This window comes from Aeromicrobium jepli, assembly GCF_047246605.1.
GTDB lineage: Bacteria > Actinomycetota > Actinomycetes > Propionibacteriales > Nocardioidaceae > Aeromicrobium.
Genome location: NZ_JBFOKO010000002.1, coordinates 398,169 through 413,336 on the forward strand (window position 1 = coordinate 398,169; position 15,168 = coordinate 413,336).

The following is a 15,168-nucleotide window of genomic DNA, read 5'->3' on the forward strand; positions in this document are numbered from 1 at the left end:
TCAGCGCTCGGCGCCGGTCATCGCCTCCGCCGCGTCGAGCGTCTGCTCGCCGATCGACTCGTCCTTGCGGGCGGCCTCGATCGTGTGGCGCAGCGGCTTCTCGTGCACGAACCACAGCACCGCGGCCGAGACCAGCGTGAACGGCGCGAGCCACAGGAAGATCGGCATGAGCGCGTCGTTGTAGGCCCCCACGACGATGTCGTGCAGCGCCTGCGGCAGTTGGGCCACCGAGTCGGGCGTCAGCGACGACGAGCCGCCACCGGACGCTCCGGTCTCGGGCAGCTGGCGCGAGAGCGAATCGGTCAGGCGCGACGTGAAGATCGAGCCGACCGCGGCGGCGCCCAACGTGCCGCCGACCTGGCGGAAGTAGTTGTTCGCGGCGGTCGCGGTGCCCACGATGCGGTGCGAGAACGAGTTCTGCACGATGAGCGTCAGCACCTGCATGCCCAGGCCGATGCCGATGCCCAGCACCAGCAGCGAGCCCTCGATCTGCCAGCGCGAGTCGCCGATGTCGATCGTCGACAGCAGCAGCAGGCCCAGGCCGGTCACGACGGCGCCCAGGATCGGGAACCAGCGGTAGCGGCCCGTGCGGCTCACGGCCTGGCCCACCACGATCGAGGTGACGAGCATGCCGCCCATCATCGGGATCATCATGAGGCCGGCGTGCGTGGCGTCGACGCCGACCGACATCTGCAGGTAGGTCGGCAGGTAGGACAGCGAGCCGAACATGCAGACGCCCAGGATGATGACGCCGACCGTCGTGAGGTTGAAGTTGCGGTCGCGGAACAGGCTCAGCGGCATGACCGGCTCCTGCGCGCGGCGCTCCGCGAACACGAACGCGATCGCGCCCACCACGGTCACGACGGCGAGGCTGATGATCTGCGGGCTGTCCCAGTCGTACTGGTGGCCGCCCCACGTGGCTCCGAGGATGAGCGCGCTCGTCGCGATCGCGAGCAGCGCCATGCCGAGGTGGTCGACCCGGGTCTTCGCGCGCTCGACGACGGGCTTCTGCAGCAGCAGGACGACGGCGACGAACGCCACGATGCCGAGCGGGACGTTGATCCAGAAGGTCCAGCGCCAGCCCGGTCCCTCGGTGAACCAGCCGCCGAGCAGCGGGCCCGCGACGGACGACAGGCCGAACACGGCGCCGAGGATGCCCATGTACTTGCCGCGCTCGCGGGCGGGCACCACGTCGGCGATCGCGGCCTGCGACAGCACCATCAGGCCACCGCCGCCCAGGCCCTGCACGGCGCGCGCGGCGATGAGGACGCTCATGTCCTGCGCGAGGGCGCCGACGAGCGAGCCGATCGAGAACAGCGTGATGGCCAGCAGCAGCAGCGGCTTGCGACCGAGGCGGTCGCCGAGGCGGCCGTAGATCGGCATCGTGACGGTCATGCCCAGCAGGTAGGCGGTCATGACCCACGCGATGTGGTCGGCACCGTCGAGCGAGCCGACGATCGTGGGCAGCGCGGTCGACAGGACCGTCTGGCTGAGGGACGCGAGCAGCATGACGAGCATGAGGGCCGCGAACACCAGGCGGACGGTGCGCCGGTGGTGCGCGTCGGTGGGGATGGTCGAGTTAGTCATAGCGCGGTGGAGGTGACCTTTCGGAAGGTGTCGATGGAGGCCGCCAAGGCGGCGTCGCGGTCGGAGAAGAGCAGGTCGGTGTCGGTGAGCCAGGCGTGCTGGACGATGCCGTTGGCCAGCAGCAGCAGGGCCCGCGCGTGGTCCGGGTCGGAGGGCAGGCCCTCGATCCCCGACCACGTCGGCTCGACGTCGTCGACGAGGCGGGCCATCAGCATCTTGCGGGCCTCGCCGAACATCGCGGTGGACCGACTCCGCAGGTGCGGATGGGCGGCGGTGAGCGCGCGGCGCTGCTCCATGTCGACCCCGGGGCCGATCGTGGAGCGGGCGACCTCGGTCACCAGCCGGCACACCCGCACGATGGCGGGGTCGGCCGTGGACTCACGCAGGGCGGCGAGCGTCTCGGCGGTGAGCTGGGGCGCCTGGACGCCGATGATGGCGTCCTCCTTGGAGTCGAAGTAGTTGAAGAACGTCCGGGGGGAGACACCGGCGGCCTCGGCGATCTGGGCGACGGTCACGTCGCCGGGACCACGCTGCAGCGTGGCCTCCGCGGCGGCGCGGTGGATGGCCGTCCAGGTGCGTCGCTGCCGCTCGGCGACGAGCGGGCTGACGGCTTCGGATTGCATAACTGCATTCTATGCACTCGTGCAAGGAATGCACGAATGCAACACAGCTCAGCAGGCCGTGTGCTTGGTCACTCCCCGCTCGGGCCCGGCAGGTCGGCCGGGGCGATCCTCGACCCGACCATCGACCGCAGCCGGTCGTTGACGTCCCAGACGCCCACGTTCATGGCGGCGGTGACGGTGTCGTCCGCGGCCAGCCAGTAGGCGAGGAACTCGTTCGCGTCCCGGTCGCCGCGGATCTCGACGCGGTCGTCCGGGGCGGAGCGCCCGACGTACTCCATCGAGAACTCGAACTGGTCGGTGTAGAAGTACGGCAGCCAGTCGTGGACGGCGTCGCGGCCGCGCAGGACGTCGGCGACGGCGCGGCCCTGGCGGATCGCGTTGTCCCAGTGCTCCACGCGCAGTCGCCGCCCGAGCCGCGTGTTCATCGCGTTGGCGACGTCGCCGATCGCCAGGACGTTCGCGTCGGACGTGCGGAAGCGCTCGTCGACGACGATGCCGCCGTCGACCGCGAGGCCGGCCCGCTCGGCCAGTCCCACCGCGGGGACCGCCCCGATCGCGACCAGCACGTGGTCGGCCTCGACGACGCCGTCCGAGGTCCTGACGCCGTCCTCGAGCACCGCCTCGACCGTGACGCCCGTGCGCAGGTCCACGCCGTGCGAGCGGTGCAGCTCGACCAGGTGCCGGCCCAGCTCGGGACCCAGCACCGCGGCGAGCGGCAGCACAGCGGCCTCCAGGACGGTGACCTCCACGTCGTGGCTGCGCGCCGCCGCCGCGACCTCGAGACCGATCCAGCCGGCGCCGACGATCGCGAGCCGGCCGCCGCCGCGGAGCACCTCGAGCAGGCGGCCCCCGTCCTCGAGCGTCCGCAGGTAGAGGGCCCCGCCGGCACCGGGCAGGTCCGGGACGCGCGGCTCCGCGCCGGTGGCCAGGACGAGGGTGTCGTAGTCGAGCCACTCCCCCGGGTCGAGCCGCACGCGGCGACCTCGGCGGTCGATCTCGGTCACCCGCACCCCGGTGTGCAGCGTGACGCCGTGCTCGCCCCACCAGCCGGGCGCCAGCACCGTGGGGTCGGCCTGCTGGCCCAGCAGGAGGTCCTTCGACAACGGCGGCCGCTCGTACGGCAGGTGCGGCTCGGCGCCCACCACCGTCACGGCTCCGTCGTACCCCTCGTCGCGCAGTCGCTCGACCGCCTTCGCCGCCGCCAGTCCCGCCCCGACGAACACCACGTGGTCCATCTGCCCATCGTGCGCCCCGAAGCGCACGGACGCCATGGTCCTCGGGGACGGCGAAGGGCCGCACTCCGGTCGGAGTGCGGCCCCTCAGCGCGGGAGCGCGACGATCAGCTGCAGCCGCTGGTGCTGCCGCAGCCCTCGCACACGTGGCAGGAGCCGGCGGGACGCATCTTCGTGCCGCAGGTCATGCACAGCGGGCTGTCGACCGCGGCGCCGGTGATCTCCTCGAGCAGCTCGGCCGACGTGTGGGCCTGGCCCGTGACCGGGCGCGCCGTCTCGATCTGGACCTCGACCGCCTGGGCGTCGGCGACCTGCGCCTCGGCCTTGAGCTCGGCCGCAGCCTCGCCCGTGGCGCCGGAGGTGGCGGCGGCCGGCTCGTCCGAGACCAGCTCGGCGGCCGTCGTGCCGTCACCCTCGAGCGGCTCGTACGAGCCGGTGTCGAGGTAGCGCTGGCGCTCCTCGACCGAGTGGATCGACATGGCCGAGCGCGTGTCGAAATCGAGGTAGTCCAGCGCCAGGCGGCGGAACACGTAGTCCATGATCGACTGCGCCATGCGGACGTCGGCATCGTCGGTCAGGCCGGCGGGCTCGAACTTGAGGTTCGTGAACTTGCTGACGAACGTCTCCAGCGGCACGCCGTACTGCAGGCCGATCGACACGGCGATCGAGAACGCGTCCATCACGCCGGCCAGGGTCGAGCCCTGCTTGCCGAGCTTGAGGAAGATCTCGCCCAGCGTGCCGTCGTCGTGCGCACCCGAGGTCATGTAGCCCTCGGCGCCACCGACGCTGAAGCTGGTCGTGATCGACTGGCGCGACTTCGGCAGACGACGACGGATCGGCTTCTCGACGATCTTCTCGACGACCTTGACCTCGGCCTCGGCCTTCGGCGCGTCGGCCTTCTTGGCCTTGGCGTCCGACAGCGGCTGGCCGACCTTGCAGTTGTCGCGGTAGACCGCGAGCGCCTTGAGGCCCAGCTTCCAGCCCTGGAAGTAGACGTCGGCGATCTCCTCGACCGTCGAGGTCTCGGGCATGTTGACCGTCTTGCTGATCGCGCCGGACAGGAACGGCTGGCAGGCCGCCATCATCCGCACGTGACCCATCGGCTTGATGGCCCGCTCGCCGACGGCGCAGTCGAAGACCTCGTAGTGCTCCGGGCGCAGGCCGGGCGCGTCGATGACGTGACCGTGCTCGGCGATGTACTCCACGATCGCCTCGATCGTCTCGCCCGTGTAGCCGAGCTTCTTCAGCGCACTGGGGACGGTCTGGTTGACGACCTGCATGGAGCCGCCGCCGACGAGCTTCTTGAACTTGACCAGCGAGAAGTCCGGCTCGATGCCGGTCGTGTCGCAGTCCATCATGAAGCCGATCGTGCCGGTGGGCGCCAGGACCGAGGCCTGCGAGTTGCGCCAGCCGTTCTTCTCACCGATCTTCAGGTTGGCCGCCCACTGCTTGGTGGCCTCCTTCTGCACGGCGATGTCCATGGCGTGCTTCGTGCGGATCTCGTCGTTGGCCGCCTGGTGCTTGCGCATGACGCGCTGGTGGCCGTCGACGTTCGCCGCGTAGCCCTCGTAGGCGCCGACGACGCCGGCGAGCTCGGCGCTGCGACGGTACGACGTGCCCGTCATGAGCGACGTGATCGACGCGGCGAGCGCGCGGCCGCCGTCGGAGTCGTACGCCAGGCCCGAGGCCATCAGCAGGGCGCCGAGGTTGGCGTAGCCGATGCCCAGCTGGCGGAACTTGCGCGTCGTGTCGCCGATCGCCTCGGTCGGGAAGTCGGCGAAGCAGATCGAGATGTCCATCGCGGTGATGATGAACTCGACGCTCTTGACGAACTTCTCGGTGTCGAAGGTGCCCTCGTCGGTGAGGAACTTCATCAGGTTGAGGCTGGCGAGGTTGCAGCTGGAGTTGTCCAGGTGCATGTACTCCGAGCACGGGTTCGACGCGGTGATGCGGCCGGACTCGGGCGTGGTGTGCCAGTCGTTGATGGTCGAGTCGTACTGGATGCCGGGGTCGGCGCACGCCCACGCGGCCTGGGCCATCTTGCCCCACAGCTCGCGCGCGTCGATCTCCTCGATGACCTCGCCCGTGGTGCGGGCGCGCAGGCCGAAGTTCGTGCCCTCCTCGACGGCCTGCATGAACTCGTCGTTCACGCGGACGGAGTTGTTGGCGTTCTGGTACTGCACGGACGTGATGTCCGAGCCGCCCAGGTCCATGTCGAAGCCGGCGTCGCGCAGGACGCGGATCTTCTCCTCCTCGCGCTCCTTCGTCTCGACGAACTCGACGATGTCGGGGTGGTCGACGTCCAGGACGACCATCTTGGCCGCGCGACGCGTGGCGCCACCGGACTTGATGGTGCCGGCCGAGGCGTCGGCGCCGCGCATGAACGACACCGGGCCCGAGGCCGTGCCGCCGGACGAGCGCAGCAGCTCCTTGCTCGAGCGGATGCGCGACAGGTTGAGGCCGGCCCCCGAGCCGCCCTTGAAGATCAGACCCTCCTCGCGGTACCAGTTCAGGATCGAGTCCATCGAGTCGTCGACCGCCAAGATGAAGCACGCGCTGACCTGCTGCGGGCTGGACGTGCCCACGTTGAACCACACCGGGCTGTTGAAGCTGAAGATCTGGTGCAGGAGCATGTACGTCAGCTCGTGCTCGAAGATCTCGGCGTCACGGTCGGTGGCGAAGTAGCCGAAGTCCTTGCCGGCCTTGACGTACGTCAGCACGACGCGGTCGAGCAGCTGGCGCAGGCTCGCCTCGCGCTCGGGGCTGCCGACGGCGCCGCGGAAGTACTTCGTGGTGACGATCGTGGAGGCGTTGAGGCTCCAGAAGTCGGGGAACTCGACGCCACGCTGCTCGAAGACGGTCTCGCCGGTCTTCCAGTTGGTCTGGACGACGTCGCGACGCTCCCACGTGACCTCGTCGTACGGGTGCACACCCTCGGTGGTGTGGACGCGCTCGATCTTCAGTCCGCCCTTGGCGGCGGACTTGCGGGCGCGAGGGGCGGATGCGGGGGTTCCGCCGACCGTCTCGGTCATGTGGTGCTCCTGTCGTGGTGCGTTGCGGGTGTGGCGAGTTGGAGGTCGAACTGGGGCCGAGGTCGCGGGGGCCTCGGTGGCTGGCGGGGTGCTCAGGCACCCGGCGGCGACGGGTGCTCGTCGGGGACGGACCGTCGCGCCCGGTCGACGTGGTCGGCCATGAGCGCGGCGATCTCGGCGACGAAGTCGTCCGCGGAGTCGAAGGACTTGTACACGGAGGCGAACCGCAGGTAGGCGACCTCGTCGAGGGCGCGCAGCGGCTCGAGGATCGCCAGTCCGATGTCCTGGGTCTGGATCTCGGCCTGGCCCGAGGCGCGCAGCGCGTCCTCGACCTGCTGGCCGAGGCAGGCCAGGTCGTCGGGCGAGACCGGCCGGCCCTTGCAGGCCTTGGCCACGCCGGCGACCGCCTTCTCGCGGACGAACGGCTCGGTCGCGCCCGAGCGCTTGACGACCATGAGCTGCATCTGCTCGATCGTGGTGAAGCGCTTCTCGCACTGCGAGCACGCCCGGCGGCGCCGGATGGACCCGCCCTCGTCGGCGACGCGCGAGTCGAGGACCCGGGTGTCGGTGTGCTTGCAGAACGGGCAGTGCATCGCGCTCCTCCTTCGGCGGGGCGGGGCGATCCCGGTGGACGAACCTGGGGATCACGTGTGGACATCGTGCTGGCGATGTGGACAACAGATATGGGCCTGTGGACCTATATGTGGAGAATCACATCTGTGTAACTACTAGATCTAGTGGTCACTCTACGTGGCCGCCGGACGTGAAGCAACAACTTCGCACACAAGACCGACACTTTCCGTCCCGCGCCTCGGGATGCGTGTGTTTGCGCAGGTCAGAGGCCCTCTAGGATCCCTCCGGTCGCGCCGATCCCGAGTGTCGTCCACCATCGAAGGGCCGCCTTCGACCGAAACCGGCCCGCCGTCCTGCCACCTCGAGAGGAGCTGCCGCGTCCGCCACCCGGGCCGCGATCCCACGATGAGCACGCCCCTTCCCCATGAGCTGAGGTCCGCCCGCCTGACCGTGCTGGCGGCCCTCGCCGTCCGCCTGGGCGACCTGGGCCCGGCTCGCGACGCCGTCGACGGCGCGCTCGCGACGCTGCGAGAGGCCGGGGGCGACGTGCTGACCGAGCTCGTGCCGACGGCGTGGAGAGCGGCCGGCCTCGACGAGCAGCCGCCGACCATCGAGGCCGAGGACGAGCAGCCCGCGCTCGTGCTGCTCGCCGCGTGCTGCCACCGGACGCTGCCCGAGGCCGCGCGCATCGCGCTCATGCTGAGCATCGCCGCCGGCGTGTCGACCGAGGAGGTCTCGCGCGCGTTCGCCGTCCCGACCTCCGTCATGGAGCAGCGGCTGGCCTGGGCGCAGAACCGCGTCCGGCCGCTGCTGTCCGAGTCGATCCCCGAGGAGCGCGCCGAGGCGGAGCTCTGCCGGGTCCTGGACGTGCTGCTGCTGATCTTCGACGACGGCATCGTCCACCCGCACGCCCACGTCGACCTGCCGGCCGAGGCACTCGCCACCGCGCGGGTCGTCGTCGAGATCTTCCACTCGTCGCAGGAGCCGCGCGCCCTGCTGGCGCTCATGGTGCTGACCCGTGCGCGCCGCGACGCCCGCAAGGGCGAGGACGGCGCGCTCGTCCCGCTCGAGGTCCAGGACCGGAGCCTGTGGCACCGCGACGAGATCGAGGAGGGCCTGTTCCTGCTGCGCAGCAGCAAGCGCGCCGGACGCAACGGCCCGTACCAGGTCAGGGCCACGATCCAGGCCGAGCACGTCACCGCCGAGGACCCCGAGCACACCGACTGGGATCGCGTCCTGGCCCTGCACGACGAGCTGCTGACGATGGCGCCGTCCGACTCGGTCATCCTGGCCCGGGCCACCGCACTGGCCGCCGCCCGCGGTCCCGAGACCGCGCTCGAGGGGATCGACCGGCTCGGCCTCGACTCGCACCTCTACCACGCCACGCGTGCCCACCTGCTGCGCATGCTGGGCCGCGACGAGGACGCCGACCACGCCTGGACGGCGGCCGTCTCGCGGGTGCGTGGGGCGCAGGAGCACGCGGAGCTCCGCGGCGAGATGCGTCGTTGAGCACGTCACGTCCTCAGCGGTTGCGACGCGGGCCGATCCCCCTAGGTTGGAGCCATGGCCACCAAACCCAAGTACACGGTTCCCGGTCTCAGCATCGCCGACGGCGAGAGCATCGCCACCACGCTGCAGGACCGGCTGAACGCACTCAACGACCTCATGCTGACCCTCAAGCACGTGCACTGGAACGTCGTGGGACCCCACTTCATCGCCGTGCACGAGATGATCGACCCGCACGTCGTGGAGGTCCGCGACATGGTCGACGAGACGGCTGAGCGGATCGCCACGCTGGGCGCCGTGCCGCTGGGCACGCCCGGCGCGATCGTCGAGGGCCGCTCGTGGGACGAGTACCCGCTGGGCCGGGCCACGACGACCGAGCACCTCAAGGCGCTCGACGCCGTCTACATCGGCCTCATCGACGACCACCGCAAGGCGCAGGCCGCGGTCGCGGACCTCGACCCGGTCACCGAGGACATGATCATCGGTCAGATCTCCACGCTCGAGCTGTTCCACTGGTTCGTGCGTGCCCACCTGGAGAGCGCGGGCGGCCAGCTCGACAGCTGAGCCCGTCGAGCCCCTTCCCCACGACGAACGCCCCGGTCACGGACCGGGGCGTTCGTCGTGCGCGGAGCACTCAGCCGGCGCGGCGGGCCGCCAGCACGGCGAGGCCGTGACCCAGCAGCGCGGCCAGCACCTGCAGGGTCATCGAGGTGATCGCGACGCCGAGGGCGAGCCACCAGTACATGGGCCCCTCGGTGTCCGCCGTCAGCACGAGCGCCGCGGCGGTCACGGCGGCCAGCAGCCCGCCGGCGACGACCCACGCCAGCGCGCCCATGTCGGCGGGACGCTCGCGCTGCCACACGAAGCCGATGATCGTGAGCACGAGCAGGAAGGCCAGCGCCGCGGCGGCGTGCACCTCGACGGCGGCGCTGCCCAGCAGGACGCCGGGCGAGTCGACGACGGTGGTCCCCCGCATCGGCAGCCACCAGCTGGCGACGCCGGCCAGCAGCAGCACCGCGGCCCGGCTGAGGACCTGGACGCGGAAGCGCGTCATCACGTGGATGTGGTGTCCGTGCGCGGCCATGGCCATGGCGACCCCTCCTCGACGTCAGTGTCGTCCTCCACGCTACGCCCGATGGCGAGCATCGGCCGACAGCCGGGTGAACGTGTGTCGAACCTCGTCCGGACGCACGACGGCGCCCACCGGCCCCTTCCCCGAGGCATCGGTGAGCGCCGTCGGCGCACGCGGGTCTCAGTCCTGGACCGGAACCGCCAGCGTGGCCCCGATCGGCAGCGGCGCGCCGTCCTCGAGGGCGTTCAGTCGCACGATCTGGTCGACCGTGGAGCGGATGTCGGCGTCGGGCCGCGCCTCGGCGGCGATGCTCCAGAGCGTCTGGCCCGGCTGGACCGTCACGGTCGTGACGGTGCCCTCGACCGGGGCCTCGTCCGTGGCGACGACGGCCGAGCCGAAGACGACGGCCAGCGTGCTGAGGACCGCGAGCGCCACCGAGACGACGGCGACCCGGCCGCGGCCCGTGAGGCGCACGGGAGCCGGGGCGTCGACCGCGCGGTACGTGGTGCGCGTGACGGCGGGGCGCAGCGACGGGGCGGCGATGCGGGGCTGGTCGAAGGTGATGCTCATGATGCCTCCAGGGGAAGTTCGGCGTTCTGTTCGATTCGTTCACATGTTCTATCGAACACATGAACGACTGTACGGGCTGGGTCCGACAGAATCGAGCACTGTCGAAATTCTGTTCGAATGGGCGTGTCGCGCACGCCACCACCAGCGGCCGTGCGGCCCCTCCCCCGCGCCGATAGCGTCGGGCCATGTCCTCGCTGCGCACCCTGGTCATCGCGTGGCGGCAGGCGTCGGCCCGCCAGGCCCCGCTGCTCGCCGCCGGCGTCGCGTTCTACCTCTTCACGTCGCTGTTCCCCGCCCTGATCGCGGCCGTCTCGATCTACGGCCTCGTCGCGGACCCGGCCACCGTCGCGCGCCAGGCCGAGCGCCTGTCCGAGGCCCTCCCCGCCGACGCGGCGTCGCTCATCACAGGCCAGCTCGAGCAGCTCACGAGCCAGTCGTCGGGCTCCCTGGGACTCAGCGCGATCATCGCGATCGTGCTGGCGGTGTACTCGGCGTCCGGCGGCATCAGCAACCTCGTCACGGCGATCAACCAGCTGTACGGCCTGCCCGACCGGCGCTCCTTCATCATGCGCAAGCTGCTGGCGCTCGGCCTGACGGCGGGCGCCCTCGTGTTCGGACTGGTCGCGATCTCGCTCGTGGCCGTCGTCCCGGTCGTGCTGGACCTGGTCGACGTCGTCCCCGGCGCGCGCCTCCTCGCGAACGTCCTGCGGTGGGTCGTGCTGGCCGGGGGCATCGTCGTGGCGATCGGCGTGCTCTACCGCCAGGCGCCCGACCGCCCCGCGCCCCGCGGAGTGTTGACGAAGGGCGTCGTCCTGGCCGCCGCCATCTGGCTCGTCGTGTCGGTCGGCTTCTCGGTGTACGTCGACACGTTCGGCAACTACGCCAAGACCTACGGGGCGCTCGCCGGCGTCATCGTGCTGCTGCTGTGGCTGTGGGTCGGCATGTACGCCATCTTGTTCGGCGCATGTGTGGAGGCCACGCGCGAGCACATCGTCACGCGCGAGACGCTCGCCGAGGACGAGGCGATCGCGCGCGAGCGCGCCCGCGACGCCGAGATCGCGGCGGGACTGGACGAGTTCACCGAGGCGCTCGACCGCTCGGCCGAGTCCTGAGGACTCAGCCGAGCGCGCGGCCCAGCACGAACACGATCGCGCCGATCACGACGACGAGCGCGATCACCGAGCTGACGAGCTCGACGGGGCCGAACGGGTGCTTCGGCACGCCGCGCTGGTCGAGGTCCACCTCGAAGTCCGGCAGCAGCAGCTGCAGGTCGACGGTGTCCGCGTCGGCCACCCCGTGGGCGCGCAGGACGTCGCGCGCCGCGGCCTCGATCTGGCCGAGCCCGGACGCCGTGGCCGCACCGACCCCCTGCACGTCGATCCGCCAGTCGTCGCCGTCGCGCGTCCCCACCACCACATAGCTCACGCCCACACCCTAGGCGACGCGACACGGACACGCCGGATCGAACACGTGTTTGATCCCCACGTCGCGCGCCGCTACGGTCGGACCATGAGCGAGAACCTCGACGATCCGGTGGACCTGACCGGCCTGACCAAGCGTCAGCGGCGCATCCTGGTGTTCCTCAAGGACCACATCGAGAAGCGCGGGTACCCGCCGAGCATGCGCGAGGTCGGCGCCGCCTGCGACCTGGCCAGCACGTCGTCCGTCTCGCACCAGCTGCGCATGCTGGAGCGCAAGGGCTTCATCCGCCGCGACCCCAACCGGCCGCGTGCGCTCGAGATCTACCTGCCTGACGCGAAGCCCGCGCCGCGCACCCGCCCGGTCGAGGTCGACGAGACCGACATGGGCGACGCGGCCCCCGCGCCGGCCTACGTGCCCGTCGTCGGCCGGATCGCCGCCGGCGGCCCGATCCTGGCCGAGCAGAGCGTCGAGGAGGTCATGCCGCTGCCGCGCTCGCTCGTCGGCGACGGCACGCTCTTCCTGCTCGAGGTCAAGGGCGACTCCATGGTCGACGCCGCGATCTGCGACGGCGACTACGTTGTGATCCGCCAGCAGCAGGTCGCCGAGAACGGCGAGATCGTCGCCGCGATGATCGACGGCGAGGCCACGGTCAAGACGCTCAGCCGTCGCGACGGGCAAGTGTGGCTGCTGCCGCAGAACCCCGCCTACGAGCCGATCGACGGCACCGACGCGCAGATCCTGGGCAAGGTCACCACGGTCCTGCGCCGCGTCTGAGCGGCGCGCGCCCGGTCAGTCGGCCGGGCGCGCCTGCCACGCGCTGGCGACCATGTCGTCGAGCGTGTGGCGCATCTTCCAGTCCAGGTCGCGCGCGGCGAGCTCGCCCGAGGCGACGATGCGCGCCGGGTCCCCCGGGCGGCGGGTCATCATCTCGGGCTCGAAGTCGATGCCGGTCGCCCGCGCGACCGCGTCCATGATCTGGCGGACCGAGACGCCGTCGCCGCTGCCGAGGTTGTAGACCGGCTCGAGGTCGCGCCCCTCCAGCAGCCGCCGGACGGCGCTGACGTGCGCCTCGGCCAGGTCCGCCACGTGCACGTAGTCGCGCACGCACGTGCCGTCGGGCGTCGGGTAGTCGTCGCCGAAGATCTTCGGCCGGTGCCCCTGCGTGAGCGCCCGGATCACGAGCGGGAACAGGTTGTGCGGGCTGGAGTCGTACAGGTCCGGCTCGCCGGAGCCCACGACGTTGAAGTAGCGCAGCGACGTGTGCCGCAGTCCCGTCGCGACCGCCTGGTCGCGGATCATCCACTCCCCCACGAGCTTGGACTCGCCGTAGGGCGACTGCGGCCGGGTGTCGGTCTGCTCGGTCACGGTCGCCACGTCGGGCGTGCCGTAGACCGCGGCGCTGCTGGAGAACACCAGCGCGTCGACGCCGACCCGCTCCATCGCCTGCAGCAGGCTCAGCGTGCCGACGACGTTCTCGCGGTACGTGTGCACGGGCCGCTCCACCGAGACGCCGGCGTACTTGAAGCCCGCGAGGTGGATGACCGCCTCGACGCGGTGGTCGGCGAGCGCCGCGGCCAGCCGGTCGGTCTGCACGACGCTGAGGTCCACGAAGGGGATGTCGTCGCTCACGAACTCGCGGTGGCCGCTGGAGAGGTCGTCCAGCACGACCGGCTCAAGGCCGGCCCGCGAGAGCGCGCGCACGACGTGCGCGCCGATGTAGCCGGCGCCGCCGGTCACGAGGATCGTCATCGGGACTCCCGGGTCACTGGCGGAAGCGCAGGGTGCCCACGGACGTGTTCTTGCCGCGGCTCACCTTGACGGTCTTCTTGCCCGAGAAGGCGCGGGAGATGCCGCGCCAGGAGTCGGCGTTGACGACGATGCGGTAGCGACCCGACGCCAGGCCCGTGACCTTGAAGCGGCCGCCGCCATCGGTCATCGCCGTGCGGTAGATCTTCTTGCCGTCGGTCGAGGTGAGGCGGATCATCAGCTCGGTGCGCGGCTTGACCTTCGCCGCGGTCACGCGGCCGCTGACCGAGCCGCCCTTGTAGTTGACCAGGCGCACGCGCTGCGACGAGCCCGAGACGTAGACCAGCTTGTAGGTGCCCGTGGTCCAGGCACGGCAGTGCTGGCGGTACATCCGGTGGTTCTTGGCCTTCCACTTCTCGAACCCGCGGTCGAGGCCGTTGAAGTAGCCGTCGTTGTTCTTGTAGCGGCTCTTGTACCAGGCCTGGCAGCCCGTGCGGCGGCCGATCTCGAACCAGTAGTAGCCCTCGCCGAGGCTGACCTTGCGGGCGGACGTGGCGCGCACGACGTCGGAGCTGAGGATCTTGCGGCCCTTGGCGTACTCGCGGACCGTGAGGTAGCGGTCGACCTTGGCCGAGCTGGACGGGCCCTGGTAGCCGCCGACCGAGACCGAGACGGCGGTGCGGCCGCGGCCGATGTTCTGCACGCGGCCGTCGAGGCCGCCGTTGGGCAGCTGCAGCATGCGCGCGCTGGAGCGGGACTCGGCGCGGTTGTTGATCAGGCCGTGGCACGAGCCCCACGCGCGGTCGCCGGCACCGAACCACAGGCCGCCGGAGGTGGGCTTGATGCCGTAGATGCGCGCGCTCGAGGTGGGCAGGAAGCCGACCTGGTAGCGGCCCGCGGAGTTCGTGGTGGTGCGGCCGTACACGTTGGCGCAGGCCATGAAGTCGAGGTCGCGCAGGACGCGGCTGGAGCTCGACCAGTACGGCGGGCGGCCGACGATCGTCACCTCGGTGCCGCCGACGGCCTTCGAGCCGTTGCGGACCTGGCCCGAGATCGCCGAGTAGCGCGCGTTGGCGACCCAGCGGTACTTGCCGGCGCGGGTCACGCGGATCGTGCTGCCGGTGGCCAGGTCGCGGGTGCCGCCGGCGAAGCCGCCGGTGGCGTTGCCGCGCCACCACCACGAGCGGCGCTCGCCGCCGGACGTGCCGATGACGTGCAGCTTGTACTTCGCGGACGGTCCGTTGTTGGCGCCCATGCGGACGCGGAACGCGAAGCGCCCGGCGTTGCGCTCCACGTCGGTGGAGGTGGAGACCAGCACGTTGCGGTTGCGTGAGCCGAGGCGCCACAGCTCGACCTTGACGCCGGTCGCGGCGGGGCCGCCGGTGCGGGCGATCGTGCCGCTGATGGTGCCGTAGCGGACGGCGGCCTCGACCTGCACGCGCTGCGGGGAGGCGCCGCTCATGCGGACGACGGCGGTGGGCTGGGACTTCCACGCCGAGTGGCGGAAGGTGACCCAGCGAGCCGAGCGGCCCTTGACGGTGAACGAGCGCGGCTGGCTGGCCGAGCCCTGGACCCAGACCTTGCCCTTGCACGCCGTGCGCTTGGCGCAGCGGGCGTAGACGCTGCCGTAGTCGTCGGTGGACATCGCGACGACGGAGGTCCGCGTCGTGAGGGCCGCGGCCGCCTCGGCGGGCGCGGCGACGGCGAAGAGCGATCCGACGAGCGCCAGACATGCGACGGCGAGCGAAGGCAGACGGAACGGCATGAGATCCCCGAGTTGATGGACGACGAGTCCGGCACAGGCT

General features: G+C 71.1%; 14 protein-coding genes. 4 read left to right on the forward strand and 10 right to left on the reverse strand.

Going from position 1 to position 15,168, the window contains the following annotated elements; all coding sequences use genetic code 11:
- From AB3M81_RS05570 to nrdR, 5 genes are all read right to left on the reverse strand, one after another.
- Window positions 1–1,587, reverse strand: a complete 1,587-nt coding sequence (locus AB3M81_RS05570) for an MDR family MFS transporter (RefSeq protein ID WP_412902910.1) — start codon at window positions 1,585–1,587, stop codon at window positions 1–3.
- Window positions 1,584–2,210 carry a TetR/AcrR family transcriptional regulator gene (locus AB3M81_RS05575; protein WP_412902911.1) on the reverse strand — a complete coding sequence of 209 codons (627 nt, stop codon included), beginning with the start codon at window positions 2,208–2,210 and terminating at the stop codon, window positions 1,584–1,586. The genes AB3M81_RS05570 and AB3M81_RS05575 overlap by 4 nt, the downstream gene beginning before the upstream one ends.
- Before the next feature lie 68 nt (window positions 2,211–2,278).
- Entirely contained in the window at window positions 2,279–3,445 is a 1,167-nt protein-coding gene (locus AB3M81_RS05580; protein WP_412902912.1) for an NAD(P)/FAD-dependent oxidoreductase, read from the reverse strand.
- A 104-nt stretch (window positions 3,446–3,549) separates the two neighbouring features.
- A complete protein-coding gene (locus AB3M81_RS05585) occupies window positions 3,550–6,474 on the reverse strand; it encodes a vitamin B12-dependent ribonucleotide reductase (protein WP_412902913.1) in 2,925 nt (974 codons plus the stop codon).
- A 92-nt stretch (window positions 6,475–6,566) separates the two neighbouring features.
- Window positions 6,567–7,067, reverse strand: a complete 501-nt coding sequence (gene nrdR / locus AB3M81_RS05590; protein ID WP_412902914.1) for a transcriptional regulator NrdR — start codon at window positions 7,065–7,067, stop codon at window positions 6,567–6,569.
- A 385-nt stretch (window positions 7,068–7,452) separates the two neighbouring features.
- On the opposite strand from nrdR, the gene AB3M81_RS05595 reads away from it, so the two are divergent.
- Window positions 7,453–8,556: a DUF6596 domain-containing protein gene (locus tag AB3M81_RS05595; protein WP_412902915.1), complete on the forward strand. Its 1,104-nt coding sequence runs from the start codon at window positions 7,453–7,455 to the stop codon at window positions 8,554–8,556.
- A 54-nt stretch (window positions 8,557–8,610) separates the two neighbouring features.
- Window positions 8,611–9,117 (forward strand): Dps family protein, encoded by a 507-nt coding sequence (locus tag AB3M81_RS05600; RefSeq protein ID WP_412902916.1) that lies wholly within the window; start codon window positions 8,611–8,613, stop codon window positions 9,115–9,117.
- A gap of 70 nt (window positions 9,118–9,187) precedes the next feature.
- Here AB3M81_RS05600 and AB3M81_RS05605 read toward each other — a convergent pair whose 3' ends face one another.
- Together AB3M81_RS05605 and AB3M81_RS05610 are read right to left on the reverse strand one after the other, a co-directional pair.
- Window positions 9,188–9,643, reverse strand: a complete 456-nt coding sequence (locus tag AB3M81_RS05605; protein WP_412902917.1) for a hypothetical protein — start codon at window positions 9,641–9,643, stop codon at window positions 9,188–9,190.
- A gap of 162 nt (window positions 9,644–9,805) precedes the next feature.
- Window positions 9,806–10,195, reverse strand: coding sequence for a LysM peptidoglycan-binding domain-containing protein (locus tag AB3M81_RS05610; protein ID WP_412902918.1), 390 nt, complete (start codon window positions 10,193–10,195; stop codon window positions 9,806–9,808).
- 185 nt (window positions 10,196–10,380) lie between these two features.
- On the opposite strand from AB3M81_RS05610, the gene AB3M81_RS05615 reads away from it, so the two are divergent.
- Window positions 10,381–11,307, forward strand: coding sequence for a YihY/virulence factor BrkB family protein (locus AB3M81_RS05615; protein WP_412902919.1), 927 nt, complete (start codon window positions 10,381–10,383; stop codon window positions 11,305–11,307).
- Between the two features lie 4 nt (window positions 11,308–11,311).
- On the opposite strand, the gene AB3M81_RS05620 is transcribed toward AB3M81_RS05615, so the two are convergent.
- The gene (locus AB3M81_RS05620) at window positions 11,312–11,620 is read right to left on the reverse strand and encodes a hypothetical protein (protein ID WP_412902920.1); all 309 of its coding nucleotides are present in this window, start codon (window positions 11,618–11,620) and stop codon (window positions 11,312–11,314) included.
- 84 nt (window positions 11,621–11,704) lie between these two features.
- Here AB3M81_RS05620 and lexA point away from each other — a divergent pair, with 84 nt between their 5' ends.
- Window positions 11,705–12,391, forward strand: a complete 687-nt coding sequence (gene lexA, locus AB3M81_RS05625) for a transcriptional repressor LexA (protein ID WP_412902921.1) — start codon at window positions 11,705–11,707, stop codon at window positions 12,389–12,391.
- A 15-nt stretch (window positions 12,392–12,406) separates the two neighbouring features.
- Here the strand turns inward: lexA and galE are convergent, their stop codons facing one another.
- Window positions 12,407–13,366 (reverse strand): UDP-glucose 4-epimerase GalE, encoded by a 960-nt coding sequence (gene galE, locus AB3M81_RS05630; protein WP_412902922.1) that lies wholly within the window; start codon window positions 13,364–13,366, stop codon window positions 12,407–12,409.
- Window positions 13,367–13,379: 13 nt separating this feature from the next.
- Window positions 13,380–15,128 (reverse strand): carboxypeptidase-like regulatory domain-containing protein, encoded by a 1,749-nt coding sequence (locus AB3M81_RS05635; protein WP_412902923.1) that lies wholly within the window; start codon window positions 15,126–15,128, stop codon window positions 13,380–13,382.
- Window positions 15,129–15,168 lie beyond the last annotated feature (40 nt).

Coding starts and splice junctions, on each gene's coding strand:
- AB3M81_RS05570 (WP_412902910.1), bottom strand. CDS start 1,587: ATGACTAACTCGACCATCCCCACCGACGCGCACCACCGGCGCACCGTC.
- AB3M81_RS05575 (WP_412902911.1), bottom strand. CDS start 2,210: ATGCAATCCGAAGCCGTCAGCCCGCTCGTCGCCGAGCGGCAGCGACGC.
- AB3M81_RS05580 (WP_412902912.1), bottom strand. CDS start 3,445: ATGGACCACGTGGTGTTCGTCGGGGCGGGACTGGCGGCGGCGAAGGCG.
- AB3M81_RS05585 (WP_412902913.1), bottom strand. CDS start 6,474: ATGACCGAGACGGTCGGCGGAACCCCCGCATCCGCCCCTCGCGCCCGC.
- nrdR (WP_412902914.1), bottom strand. CDS start 7,067: ATGCACTGCCCGTTCTGCAAGCACACCGACACCCGGGTCCTCGACTCG.
- AB3M81_RS05595 (WP_412902915.1), top strand. CDS start 7,453: ATGAGCACGCCCCTTCCCCATGAGCTGAGGTCCGCCCGCCTGACCGTG.
- AB3M81_RS05600 (WP_412902916.1), top strand. CDS start 8,611: ATGGCCACCAAACCCAAGTACACGGTTCCCGGTCTCAGCATCGCCGAC.
- AB3M81_RS05605 (WP_412902917.1), bottom strand. CDS start 9,643: ATGGCCATGGCCGCGCACGGACACCACATCCACGTGATGACGCGCTTC.
- AB3M81_RS05610 (WP_412902918.1), bottom strand. CDS start 10,195: ATGAGCATCACCTTCGACCAGCCCCGCATCGCCGCCCCGTCGCTGCGC.
- AB3M81_RS05615 (WP_412902919.1), top strand. CDS start 10,381: ATGTCCTCGCTGCGCACCCTGGTCATCGCGTGGCGGCAGGCGTCGGCC.
- lexA (WP_412902921.1), top strand. CDS start 11,705: ATGAGCGAGAACCTCGACGATCCGGTGGACCTGACCGGCCTGACCAAG.
- galE (WP_412902922.1), bottom strand. CDS start 13,366: ATGACGATCCTCGTGACCGGCGGCGCCGGCTACATCGGCGCGCACGTC.
- AB3M81_RS05635 (WP_412902923.1), bottom strand. CDS start 15,128: ATGCCGTTCCGTCTGCCTTCGCTCGCCGTCGCATGTCTGGCGCTCGTC.